At 46.0% G+C, this 19027-nt stretch carries 13 protein-coding genes; 1 reads left to right on the top strand and 12 read right to left on the bottom strand.

All coding sequences use genetic code 11. The annotated features are described in order from the left end of the window. Window positions 1-81 precede the first annotated feature (81 nt). Window positions 82-2673, top strand: coding sequence for a hypothetical protein (locus tag AB4135_RS04915; RefSeq protein ID WP_371990811.1), 2592 nt, complete (start codon window positions 82-84; stop codon window positions 2671-2673). Between the two features lie 99 nt (window positions 2674-2772). Here AB4135_RS04915 and AB4135_RS04910 read toward each other — a convergent pair whose 3' ends face one another. From AB4135_RS04910 to AB4135_RS04855, 12 genes are all read right to left on the bottom strand, one after another. Further along, window positions 2773-3936: an ABC transporter permease gene (locus tag AB4135_RS04910; RefSeq protein WP_371990809.1), complete on the bottom strand. Its 1164-nt coding sequence runs from the start codon at window positions 3934-3936 to the stop codon at window positions 2773-2775. Between the two features lies 1 nt (window position 3937). Further along, the gene (locus tag AB4135_RS04905; RefSeq protein WP_371990807.1) at window positions 3938-5098 is read right to left on the bottom strand and encodes an ABC transporter permease; all 1161 of its coding nucleotides are present in this window, start codon (window positions 5096-5098) and stop codon (window positions 3938-3940) included. A gap of 28 nt (window positions 5099-5126) precedes the next feature. After that, complete coding sequence (locus tag AB4135_RS04900) at window positions 5127-6098, bottom strand: HlyD family secretion protein (protein WP_371990805.1); 972 nt, start codon at window positions 6096-6098, stop codon at window positions 5127-5129. Beyond that, a complete protein-coding gene (locus tag AB4135_RS04895) occupies window positions 6088-7479 on the bottom strand; it encodes a TolC family protein (protein WP_371990803.1) in 1392 nt (463 codons plus the stop codon). Before AB4135_RS04895 ends, AB4135_RS04900 begins: the two co-directional genes overlap by 11 nt. A 134-nt stretch (window positions 7480-7613) precedes the next feature. Beyond that, the gene (gene tldD / locus AB4135_RS04890) at window positions 7614-9062 is read right to left on the bottom strand and encodes a metalloprotease TldD (protein WP_371990801.1); all 1449 of its coding nucleotides are present in this window, start codon (window positions 9060-9062) and stop codon (window positions 7614-7616) included. Between the two features lie 110 nt (window positions 9063-9172). Beyond that, window positions 9173-10006, bottom strand: coding sequence for a carbon-nitrogen hydrolase family protein (locus AB4135_RS04885; RefSeq protein WP_371990799.1), 834 nt, complete (start codon window positions 10004-10006; stop codon window positions 9173-9175). Continuing rightward, a complete protein-coding gene (locus AB4135_RS04880) occupies window positions 9930-14123 on the bottom strand; it encodes a YhdP family protein (protein WP_371990797.1) in 4194 nt (1397 codons plus the stop codon). The genes AB4135_RS04885 and AB4135_RS04880 overlap by 77 nt, the downstream gene beginning before the upstream one ends. Further along, window positions 14123-15589, bottom strand: a complete 1467-nt coding sequence (rng, locus tag AB4135_RS04875; protein ID WP_371991064.1) for a ribonuclease G — start codon at window positions 15587-15589, stop codon at window positions 14123-14125. The genes AB4135_RS04880 and rng overlap by 1 nt, the downstream gene beginning before the upstream one ends. 137 nt (window positions 15590-15726) lie before the next feature. Next, complete coding sequence (locus tag AB4135_RS04870; RefSeq protein WP_371990795.1) at window positions 15727-16323, bottom strand: nucleoside triphosphate pyrophosphatase; 597 nt, start codon at window positions 16321-16323, stop codon at window positions 15727-15729. A gap of 88 nt (window positions 16324-16411) precedes the next feature. Then, a complete protein-coding gene (mreD, locus tag AB4135_RS04865; protein WP_371990794.1) occupies window positions 16412-16900 on the bottom strand; it encodes a rod shape-determining protein MreD in 489 nt (162 codons plus the stop codon). Further along, the gene (gene mreC / locus AB4135_RS04860; RefSeq protein ID WP_371990793.1) at window positions 16897-17784 is read right to left on the bottom strand and encodes a rod shape-determining protein MreC; all 888 of its coding nucleotides are present in this window, start codon (window positions 17782-17784) and stop codon (window positions 16897-16899) included. The genes mreD and mreC overlap by 4 nt, the downstream gene beginning before the upstream one ends. A 39-nt stretch (window positions 17785-17823) precedes the next feature. Continuing rightward, a complete protein-coding gene (locus AB4135_RS04855; RefSeq protein WP_371990792.1) occupies window positions 17824-18873 on the bottom strand; it encodes a rod shape-determining protein in 1050 nt (349 codons plus the stop codon). Window positions 18874-19027: the final 154 nt, after the last annotated feature.

Raw genomic sequence — 19027 nt, 5'->3', positions numbered from 1 at the left:
CTAAGATAATATAAGTTTTATCTTTATGACCAACTAACCCCTTCAAACATCACTGTATATAGTTGCACAAGGAATTTGCGAATGCGCCTCACCAAAAAGCTGGCCGCCCTCCCTGTTACTCTTTTATGTTTATCTGCCTTAAGTGGCTGTAATGGCGCCTCAGGCGATAATGAAGATACCGATAATGGCGGTGTTTATAGCTTGTCTTTAAGCTATAAAACTGTGGTTGATGGACAATGTGCTGAAGCCACGGATGCACTTAGTTTCAGTGCCGATAGTTCATTCTGCGCGGTCGCTCATCTTAAGCAAGGTGGCAGTAACCGCAACGGTAAGCTTATCGCTTTTTCAACCAGTTTTGGTGAACTTTCAGCGGCAACAAAACTGACCAACAGCAGCGGTCTAGCCGAAGTCATTGTCAGTAATTCAGCAGCAACTGAAGGTGCAGGCACCCTAACAGCTAACTTTTCTGAAAATGATGATGCAGCCAGCGGCACTCGTAATTTTGAGTTTACCTCAGCGACATCGCCGTCAGAGCCAACATTTACCCTCAACAGCGCAATCATTAATGGCACCACCATAGTGACTCAGTTCAAAGCTGAAGAGACGGTACAACTGCAAGCCCAGTTTTTAGATGAACAAGGTCAGGGCGTGGCCGGTCAAATGGCAACTTTTGTAGCGGGTAGCGTTAATCTAACTCCAAGCTCTGCACTCACTAAAGAAAACGGTATCGCTCAAGTGAGTTATACCCCAACAGAAAGTGAACTCGGTGCTGCCAACATGACGGTAACACTAGAGAGTGACGGTAAAACATACCAAAGCTCAGGTCTTTATGAAGTATTAGCAAAAGATGCAGTGAGTGAAGATGGCATCATTGTTATCGGTAGTTTCTCTGCTGATGGTGCGACATTTACAGAAAACCAATTAGCCACAACATTACCACTCGCTGATGGCAAGTACATGGTTAGCGCCGGCGGCACCTTCGGTGTCACAGCAGATTTAGCCACTAAAAACGATGACGGCAGCTACACCCGCCTGCAGACTCCTACCAGTGTGAGTTTCAGCTCAAGTTGTGTATTAAGTAATAGCGCCAGTATCGACTCACCAGTGACATCTCTTTCAGGCACCGCAAGCTCTACTTTCCAAAACAGCAGTTGTAGCGGCAATAGCGAACGCGATGACCAAATAACCGCAACCGTGGTTGCAGGCAACCAAAGTATTAGTGCCACTCTCGATTTCTCGCTTGCCAGCCAAACATTGGCCAATTTAAGCTTTGTTTCTGCTGAACCGACTTCCATTCGACTCAAAGGCGCTGGCGGTACGGGTTCTAGCGAGTCATCACTGATCACTTTTAAAGTCTCAGGTGCTAATGGCCAAGTGATTGCTCAACAGGCTGTCGATTTTTCGCTGGATACCACTGTCGGTGGTATTAGCTTTGACAATGGCGCAGCAACTGCAACCAACACCAGTAATTCACAAGGGCTAGTCAGTGCCACCGTATTATCAGGCACAGTGCCCACACCAGTGCGAGTCGTTGCAACGGCAACTAAAGACAATGAATCAGTCACCACTCAATCTGAGCAACTCACCATCAATACAGGTTTACCGCAACAGCTTGGTTTTAGTGTTTCCGCTGATCTATTCAACCCTGAAGCGGGTGATTTTAATGGTGAAAAAGTATCGATAACCGCCTACGCGTCAGACAGCTTTGGTAACCCGGCACCGGATGACACTAGTATTAACTTCACTGCAGAAGGCGGGCAAATAGTATCAAATTGCTTGACCGTTAACGGCAGTTGCAGCGTTGAATGGACATCGGCTAATGCCCGAGTACCAGATCACCGCGTTACCGTGCTTGCCTACGCTCTTGGACATGAAACATTCTTTGATACCAATGGTAATAATATTTTCGACAATAATGTTTTGGAGCCAATAGAGCTAGATGACGGCAGTAAAATCATTAAAGCTTGCTTAAAACCTAACGGTGATACAGTTGTTTGTTCAGGTAATGGTATGGATATTGAAACATATCATACTGAGGGTTTCGTCGATTTAGGTGATGCATTTCGAGACGATAACGAGAACTTTGAGCATGATTTAGGTGAGCCATACTTTAATACAAGTTCTAATAGTGAATATGTTTGCATAGATAAAGGGACTGATGGAACCTGCGGTGATAACAAGTTTAATGGGCCTCAGTGTCAAACATCAGATATTGAAAATGGGCTATGTGGCCAAGATCAAGCAAACAAAACTTACATTCGTAAGGCGCTTATCTTAACCATGTCAGGCTCGCAAGCTCATTTCGAAATAAAACAAGATGGCATTACCATCTATAGTGATGGTGATGATGCCGCAGCGATTGTAACCAACGCTATTCCGGCAGGCGCATCGTCTACATTTAGCATTCGCTTCTTCGACGACGCCAACCAAATCATGCCAGCTGATACCACACTCAATACCAGTGCCAATCAGGGGGAACTCACCGCTGACGCTTACACTGTGCCTAACCGCAACGGTATTGGCGGAACTACCACAGGTTTCACACTAACTAACGATATTGATCCCACCAGTAGCGGCGAACTGACGAAAAACAGTCTGGTTTCAATTGAAGTCGCGACGCCTAAAGCGGTTAAAAGCAGCATAGGCTTTAGTGTCGAACTAACCGGAACCTAGCCGCTGCGATAGTCACTCAAATCAATAAGTAAAAGCCCGTTGTAATAAGATTACAACGGGCTTTTTAATCTATCTCAAGCAGATGTCGTTGATCTTTTCTTAGTCTGTAACAGGCGAGATTAGCGCTTGCTGACTCACGGCAAACCGCTTCTTGACACCAAACCATGCCAGTACAAAGAAAATCACCAGCATCGCCCATAACTGCAGCCATTGCGGCATAATACTTTGCCATGAAGCGCCCATTTGATTGAGCTCTAACATCGCCATAATCCCTGGAACCGCAGGAAATATTTGCGAAATGGCCACTACAGATTCAGGGATCAATGCCGTTGGCCATACAAAACCCGAGACAAATAGAATGGGCATCGAGATCAGCAGTAACACCTGTGTCGGCAGATCCCGTCGAGTAAATAGACTACTAAATGCAATTCCCGCGGCTGTAGTAGCAAGCAAAAATGGCAGTAGCAGTAACGCTACTTGACTAAAACTTGCCTGCAAGCTTACGTCATACCAATAGTAACAATAGCCAACGTAAAAGCTGGTAAGTAACGTATAGATAAACATAAAGGCTGCCACGCGACCACAAACCAATTTAAGTGGGCTAACCTGTTGCCAATAGCCAGTTTGTTGCCATTGGCTAGCTCCTAGAATACTGGTCCCTATTAACAGGGTCTGATGCAAAATCAGTAAGAACAGCCCTGGCACAATATAAGGGGTATAACCTAAACTAGGATTAAAAGCTGGAATACTGTTGAGCTTTACTACATCAAGGCTTTTATCCGCCGCTTGTGCACCGCTACCTTGGGCTAGTAAGCCTAAGCGTTGAATGTTCTTACCTGCATCTAATCCCGCAGAAATAAGCCCTTCAGCAACAGCTGAATAAATGAGAAAGTAACTCGCATCTCCACCATAGCTCAATGTGACCCCGCGCCCGAGTAACAGGTCACGCCTAAAGTCGGCCGGGATCACTAACAGGCCGTGTGCCCTGCCAGTTTCTATCCAGTTTTTAGCCTCATCAATCGAGCCCGCTTTAGCGACGACTTTAATCTTAGCACTGGCATCAGCATGGCGAATAAGCTGTCGACTTAATGACGAGTTATCGTGATCAACCACCACCAGTTGTTGGTCGGTAGGCACTTGATTGAGATAAGGTAACGGATAGAGAATAGCGTAAAAAAGCACGCCACCAAATACAGTTAGCACAATGGTTTTGTCTGCTAGTATCGCTTTCAACTCGGCGAGAATAAGCTGTAAAAAACTCATACTAGCGCTCCTCTTGGGTCATTACTGTCGCAATATCATCAGTTGACTCAAACCCTTTCTTTGCTAATAAGCTAATAGGTATAAGCAGCAATAAGTAGCCCCAATAACTGGTAAACTGTGGCAATGTGGCTAACCAACCTTGGCCATAGCTGACAATGGCTACATGAGTCTCAATGTAGTGACTGCTAGGCATAATGACTCGCCACCACTGGGCTAATTCCGGCATTTCATGGGTTGGGAACGTCACCCCCATAAACGCAAATGCAGGTGCAAACATCGCGGTACAAAAGCTTATGACTCGTGCGCTGTCTTTTAGCGCAAAGAAGATCAACAATACCATCAGCCAAACGGCAAGCAACATGATTAACTGCGCCACTAACAACAGTGCGATGCTGCCCGCGATGGGTAAGTCTAAATATAGATAGATGAGCGCCAGAATAAAGCCACCGTGCAATAAAACGAGTGGAGTATAAAACAGCATCTTAGCCGCTACCCCTTTCCACACCCCCAATGCCATCCATTCTGAAGTGGTATTCCAGCGTAGCTCTCGATTCAAACTATTGGCAAACACCATCATTGCGACCAGTTGTAATAGCGCTATAAGCACCGGCGGTACCAAAAAACCGACATAGTTATTGTTGCGATTGAACAACGCCGTTGTTTGGCTACTTACTGGACTTAAATTAACCGCAACCTTGGCTTTAGGTACACCAGCAGCCAACTGCTTGATCGCCGCTAACGGCTTTAATCCATCAGCCATACTGGCCTGCAGTTGACTTGAGAGCAACTTACCCACCAGTAAAAACTGACTGTTATATCGAATATCTATAGTAGGACTTTTGCCAGTCAATAGATCACGCTTAAGGCCATGAGGCAGCACTAGCAAGGCATAAACATCTGCTTGCTGCATCGCTTTAACAGCGCTTGCAAGATCGGTATAACTGATAGGCTGTGTAACAGGGTTTGCTTGTAATTGCCTCGCTAAGGCACGGGAAACTTGGCTTTGGTCCAAATCGACCACCGCCACCGGCAGTTGTCTCGGAAGCCCGGCACTAAAAAGTAGCCACAAACCGATAATGCTGAGTAGCGGGATATAGCTGATAAGTGCCAACTGCCAAGGATCATCCATTAGGGCAGCAAGCTCTCTTTTTAGCATTGTCATCAAAGCAACAGCCTCGGGCTACACTGAGTTATAGAGCAAATAGAACTGACATACCAACCCTTAGGTCAGCAATCACTTCATTGGGGCGTAGCTCAACTTGGAAAGTGCGCATATCAAAGTCATGGCCACTTTCAGTTGCACGCCAAGTAGCAAAATCCCCCATCACCGCAATATGGCTGACGGTGAACTCTACATCACGCTCAAGAGCTGGAATTGTTAATGATAAGACTTGTCCCTGTTTTACCAATTTAAGCTGATCTTCTCTAATTTGAAACACCGCCCAAGCATCGCTCATATCGATTAAGCTAACGACAGGAAAACCGCTTGGTGCGAGTTCACCCGCTTGCAATAAAACTTCGCTCACTTCAGCATTTTTAGGCGAGCGCATCTGACTGTCGGCGAGTATGGCGTTAACTTCATTTACCGCGCCTTCGGCCATAAGGGCATTACCTGCGGCTGCAGCTTTAGTCTCGTCGCGGGCACCTTCATCGGCCATCTGGTACATCGCTAATGCGGCTTGTTCGGTATACTTGGCGGCTTGCCATTGAGTAAAAGCTTCATCTCGCTTCTGTCTGGCCATTACACCTTCGTTAAACAGCGCTTCAACACGAGCGAAGGTGGTGCTGGCCAACTTTGATGCAGCTTGAGCCTTCAACCACTGCTCTTTTGATGCCATAACTTCCTGTTTACGAGCACCATTGTCTGCTTCTTGCTGCATTGCTTTGGCAGCATCACGGCCACCTTCAGCTTGCATCAGTTTGGCCTGCAGCTCTGGGCTATAAATCGCGTACAACAGATCGCCTTGGTTGACGATATCGCCACGGCGAACTAACACTTGCTCAACACGCCCAGGGACTTTTGATGAGATATTATATTCGCGAGCTTCTATCTGCCCCTGCAAAACTTGAGATTTCGGCGTATAAGCTAATACTAAGCCATAGGCGAGTATTCCAATGAGCACAACCATTGCGATTGCAGCTAAGATGCGGTTAGTGCGCATTATATTCCCCTTGCTGAAGACTTCTTCCAATAAATTCATCTAGCTGACCGCTAATCGCCATCAGTCTTGCATAAGCTTGTACATAGCGATATTGCGCGCCAAGTTGCTGGGTTTCTACCGCGGTGAGCTTAAGTTCTGCATCTACTTTTTCAATAGAAGTGGATAACCCTTGCCTGAAGGCAATATCACGCAAACGTTTATTTTCTTCCGCCAAACTCAGCGAGGTATTAAGCGAAACAACTTCCTCCTGCGCTTGCAGTAATTGGCGGTAGCTTTGTTCCAGTAATAGATTTAAGTCTTGTTGGGTTTGCGCTTTAGTGTATCTAGCCTGCAATAGTGCACTCTTAGCCGCTTCCACTTTGCCGCTGCGGCCATCTCGGCTAATAAGAGGGATATTCACCCCAACACCAACCATCCAATCAGGCTCCACTTTAGAGAACAAACTATCGTCTTCATAAAGCGTGTAATTACCGTAAAGGAAAACGGTCGGGTAGTAGCTGCCCTTCTCGACACTAATGAGTCCTTGGGCTTGATCCTCTTTTGCCGCTAACAACTTCAAAGCAGGATGTTGATTCATGGTCAGTTGTGACAACTGAGGCAGAGACGGCGCACTCTTTATCATAAACATCGGCGAAGTTGCATCAACTTGACGCTCATGCAACATCCGAGACAGTGCGATCATTGCCATTTCAGCTTGACGCTTGGCGCTGCCGTAACTCACCCTGGCATTTTCTAGTGCAACTTGCGCATTGAGCCGTTCTACCTTGGCAATTTGCCCTTGCTGCTCAAGTTTTTGTGCATGAGATGCATGCAATGTGAGGGAATCAACCAGCTGCTTTTGAGTATTGGCTAATGTTGCTGTTACCGCTACAGCGTAATAGCGATCGACTAGACTGACAAAGAGATCGCGAGTGGTAAGCTTTAGCTGCTCTTCTTTCTCTGCAACGTGGGCTTCATGAATCGCTTGCGCAGCGGTTATTTTCCCACCGGTATAGATTGGCCACATCGCCTGTAAGCTCGAGCGAAAAATATCTTGTTCGGTAAAAGGAGTGATAAACAGGGAGCCGGGGATCCCAGCGAGTGCTCCACCTAAAGCCGGTGGTAAGCTAGCAGGATCGAGTGACGCGAGAGGGTTTAGGTCGCGCAAGTCCAATTCAATCGGTTTTTCTAAACGGGTATAACTGCCCTTAATACTGACTGAAGGTAGGTTCATATCTTCGCCCGCTACACGCTCAGCCTCGGCGCGGTTAACCTCCTGCGTGCCAGCTTGCAACTTATCACTCACTTGGAGCAACTGCTGCCAAGCTTGATCAAAGGCTATAGGTTTAGCTTGTATCGACAGCGGAAAAACTAACAAAAGAGCACAGAGCGAACGTTTCATTTACACCTCTAGAGTTATTACTCTATTTAATGTGCCGATGGTATCATTGCTTACTGACGCTCGCTAGGATCTAGCGCAATGACTGACTACTAAATCCTAGTTTACTTTGAATATTTTTCTTGTACTGATGCTTATTAAGCTGTTCCACCAACGGTCAACTTATCCAGTTTAAGTGTTGGTTGACCCACACCGACTGGTACACTTTGGCCATCTTTACCACAAACTCCAACACCTTTATCCAGTGCGAGGTCATTGCCGACCATCGAGATCTGACTCATTGACTCTGGGCCGTTACCAATTAAGGTTGCGCCTTTAATTGGCTGGGTAATTTCACCATTTTCAATAAGATAGGCTTCAGAAGCAGAAAAGACAAATTTACCTGAAGTGATATCAACCTGACCACCACCAAAGTTAGGCGCATAAACCCCTTTCTTAACAGATTTGATGATCTCTGCCGGATCAGAGTCTCCAGCTTCCATGTAGGTGTTCGTCATACGTGGCATAGGCAGGTGAGCATAAGATTCACGGCGACCGTTACCAGTCGAACGTTCACCCATCAGACCAGCATTGAGCTTATCTTGCATGTAGCCTTTTAAGATCCCATCTTCAATGAGCACGGTCTTTTGGGTTGGTGTGCCTTCGTCATCAATACTTAATGAGCCACGGCGATCGGCAATAGTGCCATCGTCAACCACAGTAACCAATTTAGAGGCGACTTGCTGGCCAACTTTACCGCTAAAAGCACTGCTGCCTTTACGGTTAAAGTCACCTTCTAAACCATGGCCTACAGCTTCATGCAGTAACACCCCAGGCCAGCCTGCGCCCAGCACTACAGGCATTTCCCCTGCTGGCGCATCTATCGCTAACAGGTTAACTTGTGCTTGGCGGACAGCTTCTCGTGCAAAAGCAAAACAGTAGGGTAGACCATCGTCGCCATCAGCCAGCAAGACATCGTAACTATGACGCCCGCCACCACCTGAACCACCACGTTCGCGCTTGTCACCCTCTTCCAGAATAACACTGCAATTAAAACGAACTAATGGTCTGATATCGGCAGCCAAAGTGCCATCACTGGCGGCGACTAATATCTCTTCGTGCACTCCAGATAAACTCACGACTACCTGAATGATCCGTTCATCCAGACTACGTATATAGGCATCAGCCTCTTTAAGGAGGGCTATTTTTTTGACCTCCTCCATTGCAGCGATAGGATCGGCACTCAGGTAAAGTGCTTTCTCATTTTGCTGCTTCCAAGCATTTACTTTGCCACTGCCGCCAGAGAGTGCAATACCACGCGCAGCGGTTGCTGCAGCTTCTAAAGCTGTTGGGTTGATTTCATCTGCGTAGGCAAAACCGGTTTTCTCACCGGTTATTGCTCTAACACCCACGCCACGTTCAATATGAAAACTACCATCTTTAACTATTCCATCCTCTAGCACCCAAGATTCGTGACGACTACCTTGAAAATAAAGATCAGAGAAATCGATCTTGTGCTCATGGATACGCTTTAAATAGCTTTGTAGATCGTCTATTGCTAATCCATCTTGCAGAAGGCTTTGTCCAACTTGGGTTAAAAATGACATCAATTCTCTCTCTTCGACCAAATTTAATTCTATTTAAAAAGGCGCTTAACAATAAGCAGCTCTATATGATTTGATATTACATGCTAAAGCCAAATAACTTTAGCTTGAACTTACTCGCTCAATTTAGGTGACTGAAAACGATTATGGTTGATTATTGGCATTTTAGCGCGAACATCTAGCAACTCACCCATATCCAGTTCAGCACTAAGCCAGCCCGTCCCAGACGGCTTTTCAGCAATGATATTCCCCCAAGGGCTAATAATCATACTTTGCCCCCAAGTTTCACGTCCACCATCGTTATGAACTCCCCACTGCGCAGCGGCTAAAACAAAGCATTGGGTCTCAATGGCGCGAGCTTGCAGCAGCACTTGCCAATGCGCTTCGCCTGTCACCTTAGTAAAGGCGGCTGGCAGTGCAATAATCTCAGCCCCTGCTTCGCGCAGCGCTCTAAATAGGTCGGGGAAACGGATATCGTAGCAAATCGACAAACCGAGTTTACCAAAGGGAGTGTCAACGACCCTGATATGTTGACCCGGGCAGAACGCATCACTTTCACGATACTGCTTGGTGCCATCAGACACCTCGACATCGAACAAGTGTAGCTTATCGTAAAAACCCAGTATGCTGGCATCGGTGTCGAATACATAGCAACGGTTATAGATACGGCCGTCTTCAGCCAGAATAGGAATACTGCCAGCGACAAGCACTACGCTGTACTTCAATGCTAATCCAGCTAAGTCTTGTTTAAGCTGGCTATGAGCTTCATCGCTGGCATACTCTAATTGCTGGCTCTCTCGTCCACCAAACAGCAAGCAGCACTCAGGTAGAACCACCAGCTGCTGGCTATCAATTTGACGCGTTAGCTGTTTAAGCTGCGACTCGATGAACTCTAGATTCTCGGCTACGCTGCGACTGCTTTGACATTGCAAAAGGTTCACTTGCATCAGACTCTCCTTGTATCAACTTCAAAGTGGGCTGCCCACTTACTGGCTCTAAGTTCAATTGCTCAACCGCTTTGTCAGTTGGATTTGCTGGTGTTGGAACTTGTTCGGCTTGCGGGCTCGCGGCAGCTTCCACGGCAACTTGTTCGTTCGGCTCTGACGAAGTCGTTTGACTGCTCTCCACAGCCGAACTTAACCCTGACGGGCTCGAATTAGCCTCAATAGCACCGCCCTGCTGCTCTACCTTGCTCGTGGGCTCTATAGCCTTTTTAGGCAATACCGACTCAGGAATTTCAATCTCTTTACTCTTACGTGATAGCTCTTCAAGTTTAGGCTCAGACATAGTGCCGGTTAACCTAAAGCGGATCTCAGAGATAACCTCAATGACTGGCTCCAATACTTTCGTTAGTGCAAAAGCGCCAAGACCTAATGTCCAACCACCGGTACTAAGTAGCACAACTGTTGGTACGCTAGAGGCAAGTTTAGGCACAAAGCGAATATCGTAATTCAGGCTTTCGCTCATTAAATTGGTATAACCGCGCACACGCATATTGCCAGCAACCGCTTTCATTTCGGTATCGGTAGTTTTTACCACCCCGTTATCTAATTTCAAGGTGCCTGTAAATGAGTCAAAGTATAACCCTTTGCCAAATACATCAGAGAAATCGAGAGATAATTTACGCAGTAATGAATCAAGGCTAAATAATGAGAATATTCGCGCACCTTTATCACTGACTTCAGATAGATGTCCTTTACCGAGTTCAAAGCCAACTTGACCGTTTAATGTCTGCAGTGAAAATGCATAAGGCGCGCCGCTCCAAGAGATCTCTCCAGTCACTGCAGTCGGCGCATCTTTCAAACCGGGATCAAACCCAAGTTGCTTTGAAAGGTGATCAAATTTTGTCGCATCCAGGGTCAAACTAAATGAGGTTAAGCTTTCGCCATCTGTGATAGACCAAGTACCATTGCCTCGAAGTTTCACCTCATCAGTTGTCATAGACAACGTTTGAATGTTGTAAGTATTATCTTTAGGTGTCGCTTGCAATACTAGGTGCCCCATAGGACGATCAAACATCCTAAAGTCATCGACATCCACAGCCAGCGGCGGCAGGTTTGCTAACACCGTATCCGATTTATAATGCGCGGTAGCATCTGTCTTAGCATCTGGCGATAGATAAAGTTTACTGGAGACAATTTTAAGCCCCTGCTTAACCCAATCAGGGTAAAAATCTATCCTGCCATCAAACTGCTCAGATGTTGCATCAAAACGCCAAGAATGTTCTGTTGGTGCTGCGTTAAAATGCAGATCGTTGAGCGCTTGTCCCATCAAATCAAGTTCATTGAAATTAGCTTCAATTGACACCAATGGCGGAAAGAAGCTTGTTGAAGCAACAACTGGTTCAGCTTCAGTAGCTAATTCTGATTTAGCAGTGAAGCTCTGAATAATCGGTAACCAAGGTGAGAATTCCGTTTTGTCGAGCTCTATTTGCAGATGACCCTGCTTCTTACGTAGTTGATCGCCAGGCTTAAATAAGCGTCCCAGCAGCAGGTCAAAATGTGCCAGCCCATTGCCGGACTCAATATCGAAGCCCCCCCAAAACTCGAGCTGCTTATTGAGCTTAATCCCTAAAGATGACTGTTTATTGTCACCAATGAGCTCAGCTGTAAACGCAACAGCTTGTTCTGGTGACTTTGCAAATGGGGCCGGTAAGTTAAACTCAGTACCAATGAGATCGCTATCTACTCTTGCTTGAATTCGATAGCCTATAGGATCAAAAATCAGCATCAAGCCACCAGACCAATCGACATTGCCTTTATAGTAATCACTCAGAGGGTTATTTAGCTCTACAGGTAAATTGGCCAATTGCCATTGACCTGCTAGATCAACATTCACCGCATAGTTTTTATTTACATTACCAGTATCAAAACTAAGCTGTAACGGTTGCCCGTACATCAACGCACTAATGTCGCTGCCCGTCACCACATCATTGGTGAACTGCACTTGGCCAGTGACACTTTCGAGCGCGATACCTGGTTCACTAATGAAAACAGGTGTTTTATCAAAATCGACTGTGCCCTTAATTACCGCATCTGCGCCATCGTATAAAGGAATACTAAGGTCAAGCTCACCGGTAATATCCCCTGCAATCTGCACCACATCAAGGGTTGAGCCAACGGAGTCTTTTAAAGGTGACAACTGAATAACTGCATTAGCGGCTGCAGCCTTAGTGGCTAAATCGGCTTTGACCACCAGTAAACTTTCATGATTCATGGTGGGAATACCAATATAGGCACCAGTGGCAGACACATCCATCAGCTGACCTTTATTTACCCATAAATCCATTGCTGCATTCTCAAACAGCGCTGATAGGTTGAGATCAGAGACAGCTGGCCAAGTCTGTTGGAACTCAAAATTGGCTTTATCGAGTGTAAAGTCTGCTTGAAAAATACCTGCACTCTGCGCATAAGGATAATCTTTAAAAGCACCATGCCACACGATCACGGCATCATCAGTTTTGCCTGCCTTCAACGCCCCAGTTAAATAAGTAACTAAGCCATCACTCATCCCTTTTAGTGGAAAGTAGCGATGTGCATTGGCCACATCGTTGATCTTAAGTTCAGCCAATAACGCCATGTGAGCGGCATCAGAAAACTCCAGTCGAGTTGAGGCATCAAGTGAAATATCGGCGTTACTAAAATGAACTTTGGGCAATGTGAGTACCGAGGTTTGGAAATCAAATTGACCAGAAAATGCTTGACCTTCTAGCGCTAAAGGCGCCTCGAAACCACCATCAAAGTCGACAATATACTGTTGCTTGGGCAGCAAAAAACTAACTGACTCGCCCGTTACCACCAATTTGGCATCGATAGGGCTAATACCGGGGATCCCATCATGTGCTTGCCAACTAACACCATCAATATCCGCCGACAAATTCGGCGGCTGGCTTGCTCGAGCCCACTGAAAGTGCGCGTTATCGACTTCCCCTTTAGGATCTAAAGATTGCCAAGTATATAACGCGGCTAAATCAACCCCTGGAATAAGTGGCAACAAAGGCAATACTGTGGCGAGATCCAACTTACTTAAATAAGCGTCGATACTATCGCCATCTTGCTTAGCACTCAGTATAGGCAATGGCCAATACTCATCATTAGTCGCAAACGTAAGATCGTGACTGCTAACCTGCCAGCCACTGTCATTCGGCTGCCAGCGCATAGCGCCCGACTTAATTTCGAACTTTTGTGCTTCGTCATTTAAGAGCCATTCCAGCCAGCTAGGTTGAAAGGCTACAGTTGCATCTTTTATCTCTCTATTGGCAAAGCTAACCCATGCCTCAAGGTTAACCACACCCTCGAGCTCCAGTCTCTTATCAGCATCAAATGGATTCGGTTGACGAGATGCCCACTCACCGATATCCAGTGATTCAGCAGCAAGATAAAACTGACCAATTAGAGATTCTGGTTTATAACCATCGCCCTTGATATCGACATTTAAAGAGAGCAGCTCAACCTCGGAGGCTTGCTCGTCCAAAAACAGTTTACCTTGACCACGATGGCGTTTAGCGGAGTTACGCCATTTCATATCTTTAATAAAGATAGGTCGATACTGGTGCTTGCTGCTCAGCAATTGCAGCCGAGCATTAACGATGGAGAAGCGTTCGAGCTGCTCGAGCATCAGTTTATAGATCCAGTCTGTTTCTACCTTGGCGCTCGATGAAGTCGAGCTTGACGCCAATCTGTCTAGATCCACTGCCACGTTCGCACCGTCAAAAATGACATCTTCAATCTGTGGTGTTGCTGTCAGCAGGCTTTGCCAGAAATCAAATTTTAAGTGAACTTGCTCAAAGAGCAGTGTAACCGGGAGGTTCTCTTGTGAAGGTAATACAAAATTCTTTACCGTTAATGCAGGGCCAAACGCTTGCCATTCAGCCTGCAATTGGCCTACTTGGACCTCAACTTGATACTGCTCATAGATATAATCGACCAGCTCCAACCTGACTTGATCAAGCTGTGGCAGTAAACCTCGAAACAGGCTAACGACTAGTGCAAAAAGCACCAGTACAATAGCCAGAGACTGCAGACAAACTCTTAAAAAATTAAACTTAACCGGTTTGGGTGACACTACATTATCACCACATCAAACTTGTTTTGCGCGTACATTGGCTCATTTTGTAAACGCACATGCTTTGAGATATACACTTCAAGCTCAGCTAACAGATGGCTCTCATCACCTTTAAGGCTGTGGTAAACCGCGGGGGCACAATAAACCAAAAACTCATCGGCATCATAGCCTCGGTTCAAACGAATGATCTCTCTAAATATTTCGTATGAAACCGTTTCTACCGTTTTTAAGCTGCCAGTTCCAAGACAAGAGGGGCATTCACCGCATAGCACATGCTCTAAGCTTTCACGGGTACGCTTACGTGTCATCTCAACTAAGCCGAGGCCCGAAAAACCACTAATATTAGTCTTAACTCTATCAACTGATAATGCAGCTTCAAGGCTAGAAAGCACACGCTTTTGATGCTCAGCTTCTAGCATATCAATAAAGTCGATAATGATAATGCCACCTAAATTACGTAGCCTTAGCTGGCGGGCAATCGCTTGGGTTGCTTCTAGGTTGGTATTAAAGATAGTTTCTTCTAGATTTCGGTGTCCGACAAATGCTCCGGTGTTGATATCAACCGTCGTCATTGCTTCAGTTTGATCGATAATCAAGTAGCCACCAGACTTAAGCTCTACCTTACGGCCTAATGCACGCTGCACTTCATTTTCAACATCATAGAGGTCAAAAATAGGAATTGGGCCATTATAGTGCTCAAGCTTATTAGCTATTTCTGGCATAAACTCATGGGCAAATTGCTGCAGCTCTTCATAGGTCTGATTTGAATCAACTTGAATTTGGTCGAGCTCAGTACCGACAAAGTCACGCACGATTCGAACGGGTAGTGCTAGGTCTTGATAGAGTAGTGATACGCCACGACGCTTACGACGCTCACTGACTTTTGCCCAAACACGTCTTAGAAATGCGGCATCTTGCACTAGCTCATCTTCACCTGCACTTTCAGCTGCGGTGCGGATAATAAACCCACCATCATCATCGACAAAGGGTTCAGTTATTTTTTTAAGCCTAGCGCGGATACTTTCACTTTCAATGCGCTGAGAAACACCAACATGGCTAGAACCAGGCATAAAGACCAGATAGCGAGACGGCAAGGTAATATCTGTGGTTAAGCGCGCGCCTTTAGTGCCAAGCGGATCTTTTACCACCTGCACCATAATATCTTGGCCTTGCCTAACAAGCTCTGCAATATCACGGACAACAAAATTGCCTTTTTCGACATCAGCAACACACTCTGTATGCGGCACAATATCTGAGGCATGTAAAAAAGCCGCTTTATCAAGGCCAATATCAACAAATGCAGCCTGCATACCTGGTAGTACGCGGCTAACCTTACCTTTATAGATATTACCAACCAAGCCACGCTTCATACGTCGCTCAATATGCACCTCTTGCAAAACACCATGTTCAACCAAAGCCACTCGAGCTTCAGTTGGTGTCACATTGATCAGCAGTTCAGAACCAATTTTTCGTTGTACTCTGCCTGGTACGATTCGACCTGTATTCAAAACTCACCCCACTTAGGGAAATAGCTAACTTAAAAAGGATTCGACGCTACTGAGTATTTTTACAACCACAATGTTCTTTTTATTAATTTGTAGGGTTATAAAACTTTCATCTCACACAACAACGCACGGGTTTCTACCAAAGGTAACCCAACTACTGCGGAATAACTTCCCTCAATAGCCTTTACAAAACTGCCTCCGAGTCCTTGGATCCCATATGCACCAGCCTTATCCATAGGCTCTCTTGTCGCTATATAAGCTAAAATATCAGCTTCGGTCATAGTGCAAAACTTTACGCCCGTTGTGACCAACTTACTGAGCGTTTTATCACCATCGGTAACGGCTACAGCTGTCATCACTTGATGCGCTTGGCCTGATAACTGAGTGAGCATTGCTTTAGCATCTGCATCATTTGCTGGTTTACCCAATATCTTGTCGCCTAGTACCACGATGGTATCGGAGCCTAACGCCACAATCTGACCATTATCAGGATGTAAATTAAGGCCCGCTAGTGCTTTTTCAGTGGCTAAGCGCACCACAAATTCTTCAGCCAACTCACCACTGCGGTGGCTCTCATCAATATCTGTTGCCAGAATATCGAAATTAAATGAAGCGCTTTCAGTTGAATTCAAAAAACCTAATTGGGCCAATAATTCTTTGCGTCTTGGTGACGCCGAAGCGAGTACTAACTTCATTCTACAATACCTATTAGCTCACACTTAGCAAAGAATATGCAGTGCAAGTGGAAAACAATTAAACAAGGATAGTGACCAGCTCAACTCACTAACGGACTTTATATAAACGTCTGACACGGCGTAAGATCCAGAATATCCAAGGCCACATGACCAAGCTTGAAAATGCTGGATAAAACAAGGTTATGTCAAAAGTTGCTGTGCCAGTGACAAACTGTACCCAGAAAACAATCAGGTTATACAGTGCCACTTGAGTGGCCACTAGCAAAGCTTGTTGCCACATAGGGAAATTGCGCAAGCGTTGAAAGTGCAACACTACCACATACACCACAATCGACATCGCAAAGGCACGAATACCTAGCGTCGCCCCCAGCAAAATATCCAACATCACACCCAGCAGCCAAGCCGTGAGTATGTTGTATCTATGTGGTAACGCCATCGCCCAGTATATAATAACGAGCAATAACCAATCTGGCCGCCATGCCTGTACTAACTCTGGCAATGGCATAATCTGAAACAGCATCGCCACTAATAAGCTCAGCCAAACGATCCAACGACCATTTGCGACATGTAAACTCATGGTGTCGCCTCCTTGCTGGCTGCTATAACTGCTTTCACATCTTCAGGTGTAATCAATTCTTCTTCATCGGCTTCTATATCAGGCCAAATTAACAGCAAATAGCGGATACGATCTAATGCAGCCAACGGCTGTGCAATCACCGTGGCGTAATTTTTACCATCATCTTTTTCGACCGACATCACCCGAGCAACTGGGTAACCTTCAGGGAATCGCTTACCTAAACCGGAGGAGACTAATAAATCCCCAGCGCGTACATCAGTACTTTTAGCTACATGGCGCAGCTCAAGCTCATCTATAGAACCTGTACCTATTGCCATCATGCGCACGTCATTACGGGTGATTCGAACGGGAATGCCATGGGAAGTATCAGACAACAGCAACACTCGGCTAGTGAGCTCACTCACCTGTACCACTTGACCGACGACACCTTGAGCATCAACCACTGGCTGGCCAACAAAAACACTGCTACGAGATCCGCGATTAAGCACTACATATTGATGAAAAGGATCGCTGGCGACCTCCATCACTTCAGCAACCACTTTTTTAGAATCCATATGTACTGGAGAGCCAAGCAAACCCCGCAAGCGATCGTTTTCCTGGCGTAGATGTTCAAAACGCTGTAAGCGCTCGCTCATCAGCAATTGCTGGCGTAGCAGCTCTTTGTTTTGCTTAGCCAACATATTGCGAGTTGCTAGACTTTCAGCGGACTCGTCGAGCAATACCCCAGGGATATTGGCGACATACTGCAGTGGACTTAGCAGTGAAGAGAGGGAATTGCGCACAGGCTCAAGCCTGTCATTAGCGACAAGTAAAATCACTGACATGATGACAGCTAAGGTCAATCTAAATTGGTTGGATATACCGCGAACAAAAATAGGTTTCATAAAAAGCTAGGGCGGTAATCACCGCCCTTTTTAACCGTCTTAATTTTCTTCGGAGAATAGGTCGCCACCGTGCATATCGATCATCTCGAGGGCTTTACCGCCACCACGAGCCACACAAGTGAGTGGGTCGTCAGCAATCATGACAGGAATACCTGTTTCTTGCATCAGTAGACGATCCAGATCGCGAATAAGCGCACCACCACCGGTCAATACCATGCCGCGCTCTGAAATATCAGATGCCAATTCTGGTGGAGACTGCTCAAGTGCAACCATAACAGCACTAACGATACCTGATAATGGCTCCTGCAGTGCTTCTAAAATTTCGTTACTGTTTAAAGTAAAGCTACGAGGTACACCTTCAGCAAGGTTACGACCGCGAACTTCAATTTCTAATACTTCATCACCAGGGTATGCAGTACCAATAGTGTGCTTAATACGTTCAGCCGTTGCTTCACCAATTAAGCTACCGTAGTTACGGCGTACGTAGTTGATAATAGCATCATCAAACTTGTCACCACCGATACGTACAGATGAAGAATAAACTACGCCGTTTAGCGAGATAATCGCCACTTCTGTAGTACCACCACCGATATCAACAACCATCGAACCGGTTGCTTCAGAAACCGGAAGACCTGCACCGATTGCAGCAGCCATTGGCTCTTCAATCAAATACACTTCACGAGCACCCGCACCCATTGCAGATTCACGAATAGCGCGTCGCTCAACTTGGGTAGCGCCAACAGGGACACAAACCAAAACACGAGGGCTTGGGCGGAACACGCTGTTGTTATGCACTTGCTTGATAAAATGCTGTAGCATTTTTTCAGTGACGTAAAAGTCAGCAATCACACCGTCTTTCATTGGGCGAATTGCTTGAATGTTTCCAGGAGTACGACCTAGCATCTGCTTAGCTTCAGTACCGACGGCCGCAACCGACTTCTGACCCGAACCCGTTCGTTCTCCACGGATGGCAACCACTGAAGGTTCGTTCAGAACGATGCCCTCTTCGCGGACGTAAATTAGCGTATTTGCTGTACCCAAATCGATCGAAAGATCATTAGAAAAAATGCCGCGTAGCTTCTTGAACATGTAACCAGCCTGTCTCAGTGGAGTCGAAGAAAAAAGAAATCAGGTAACTTTATCATGCTCTGTATATTCCACAAGGCCGTAGACGTTAACATTTGCTAATGAAGCTAAGTTTTTTGCAAAAACGAGGCAAACTGTGAGTCAATAGTTTGCCACG

It is taken from the genome of Shewanella sp. 10N.286.54.B9, assembly GCF_041468565.1.
Taxonomy (GTDB): Bacteria; Pseudomonadota; Gammaproteobacteria; order Enterobacterales; family Shewanellaceae; genus Shewanella.
This window is presented reverse-complemented; position numbering and strand designations above follow the sequence as displayed.

Bases quoted from the DNA above. Each gene is read 5' to 3' on its own strand.
- AB4135_RS04915 (WP_371990811.1), top strand. From the start codon at position 82: ATGCGCCTCACCAAAAAGCTGGCCGCCCTCCCTGTTACTCTTTTATGT.
- AB4135_RS04910 (WP_371990809.1), bottom strand. From the start codon at position 3,936: ATGAGTTTTTTACAGCTTATTCTCGCCGAGTTGAAAGCGATACTAGCA.
- AB4135_RS04905 (WP_371990807.1), bottom strand. From the start codon at position 5,098: ATGACAATGCTAAAAAGAGAGCTTGCTGCCCTAATGGATGATCCTTGG.
- AB4135_RS04900 (WP_371990805.1), bottom strand. From the start codon at position 6,098: ATGCGCACTAACCGCATCTTAGCTGCAATCGCAATGGTTGTGCTCATT.
- AB4135_RS04895 (WP_371990803.1), bottom strand. From the start codon at position 7,479: ATGAAACGTTCGCTCTGTGCTCTTTTGTTAGTTTTTCCGCTGTCGATA.
- tldD (WP_371990801.1), bottom strand. From the start codon at position 9,062: ATGTCATTTTTAACCCAAGTTGGACAAAGCCTTCTGCAAGATGGATTA.
- AB4135_RS04885 (WP_371990799.1), bottom strand. From the start codon at position 10,006: ATGCAAGTGAACCTTTTGCAATGTCAAAGCAGTCGCAGCGTAGCCGAG.
- AB4135_RS04870 (WP_371990795.1), bottom strand. From the start codon at position 16,323: ATGAAGTTAGTACTCGCTTCGGCGTCACCAAGACGCAAAGAATTATTG.
- mreD (WP_371990794.1), bottom strand. From the start codon at position 16,900: ATGAGTTTACATGTCGCAAATGGTCGTTGGATCGTTTGGCTGAGCTTA.
- mreC (WP_371990793.1), bottom strand. From the start codon at position 17,784: ATGAAACCTATTTTTGTTCGCGGTATATCCAACCAATTTAGATTGACC.
- AB4135_RS04855 (WP_371990792.1), bottom strand. From the start codon at position 18,873: ATGTTCAAGAAGCTACGCGGCATTTTTTCTAATGATCTTTCGATCGAT.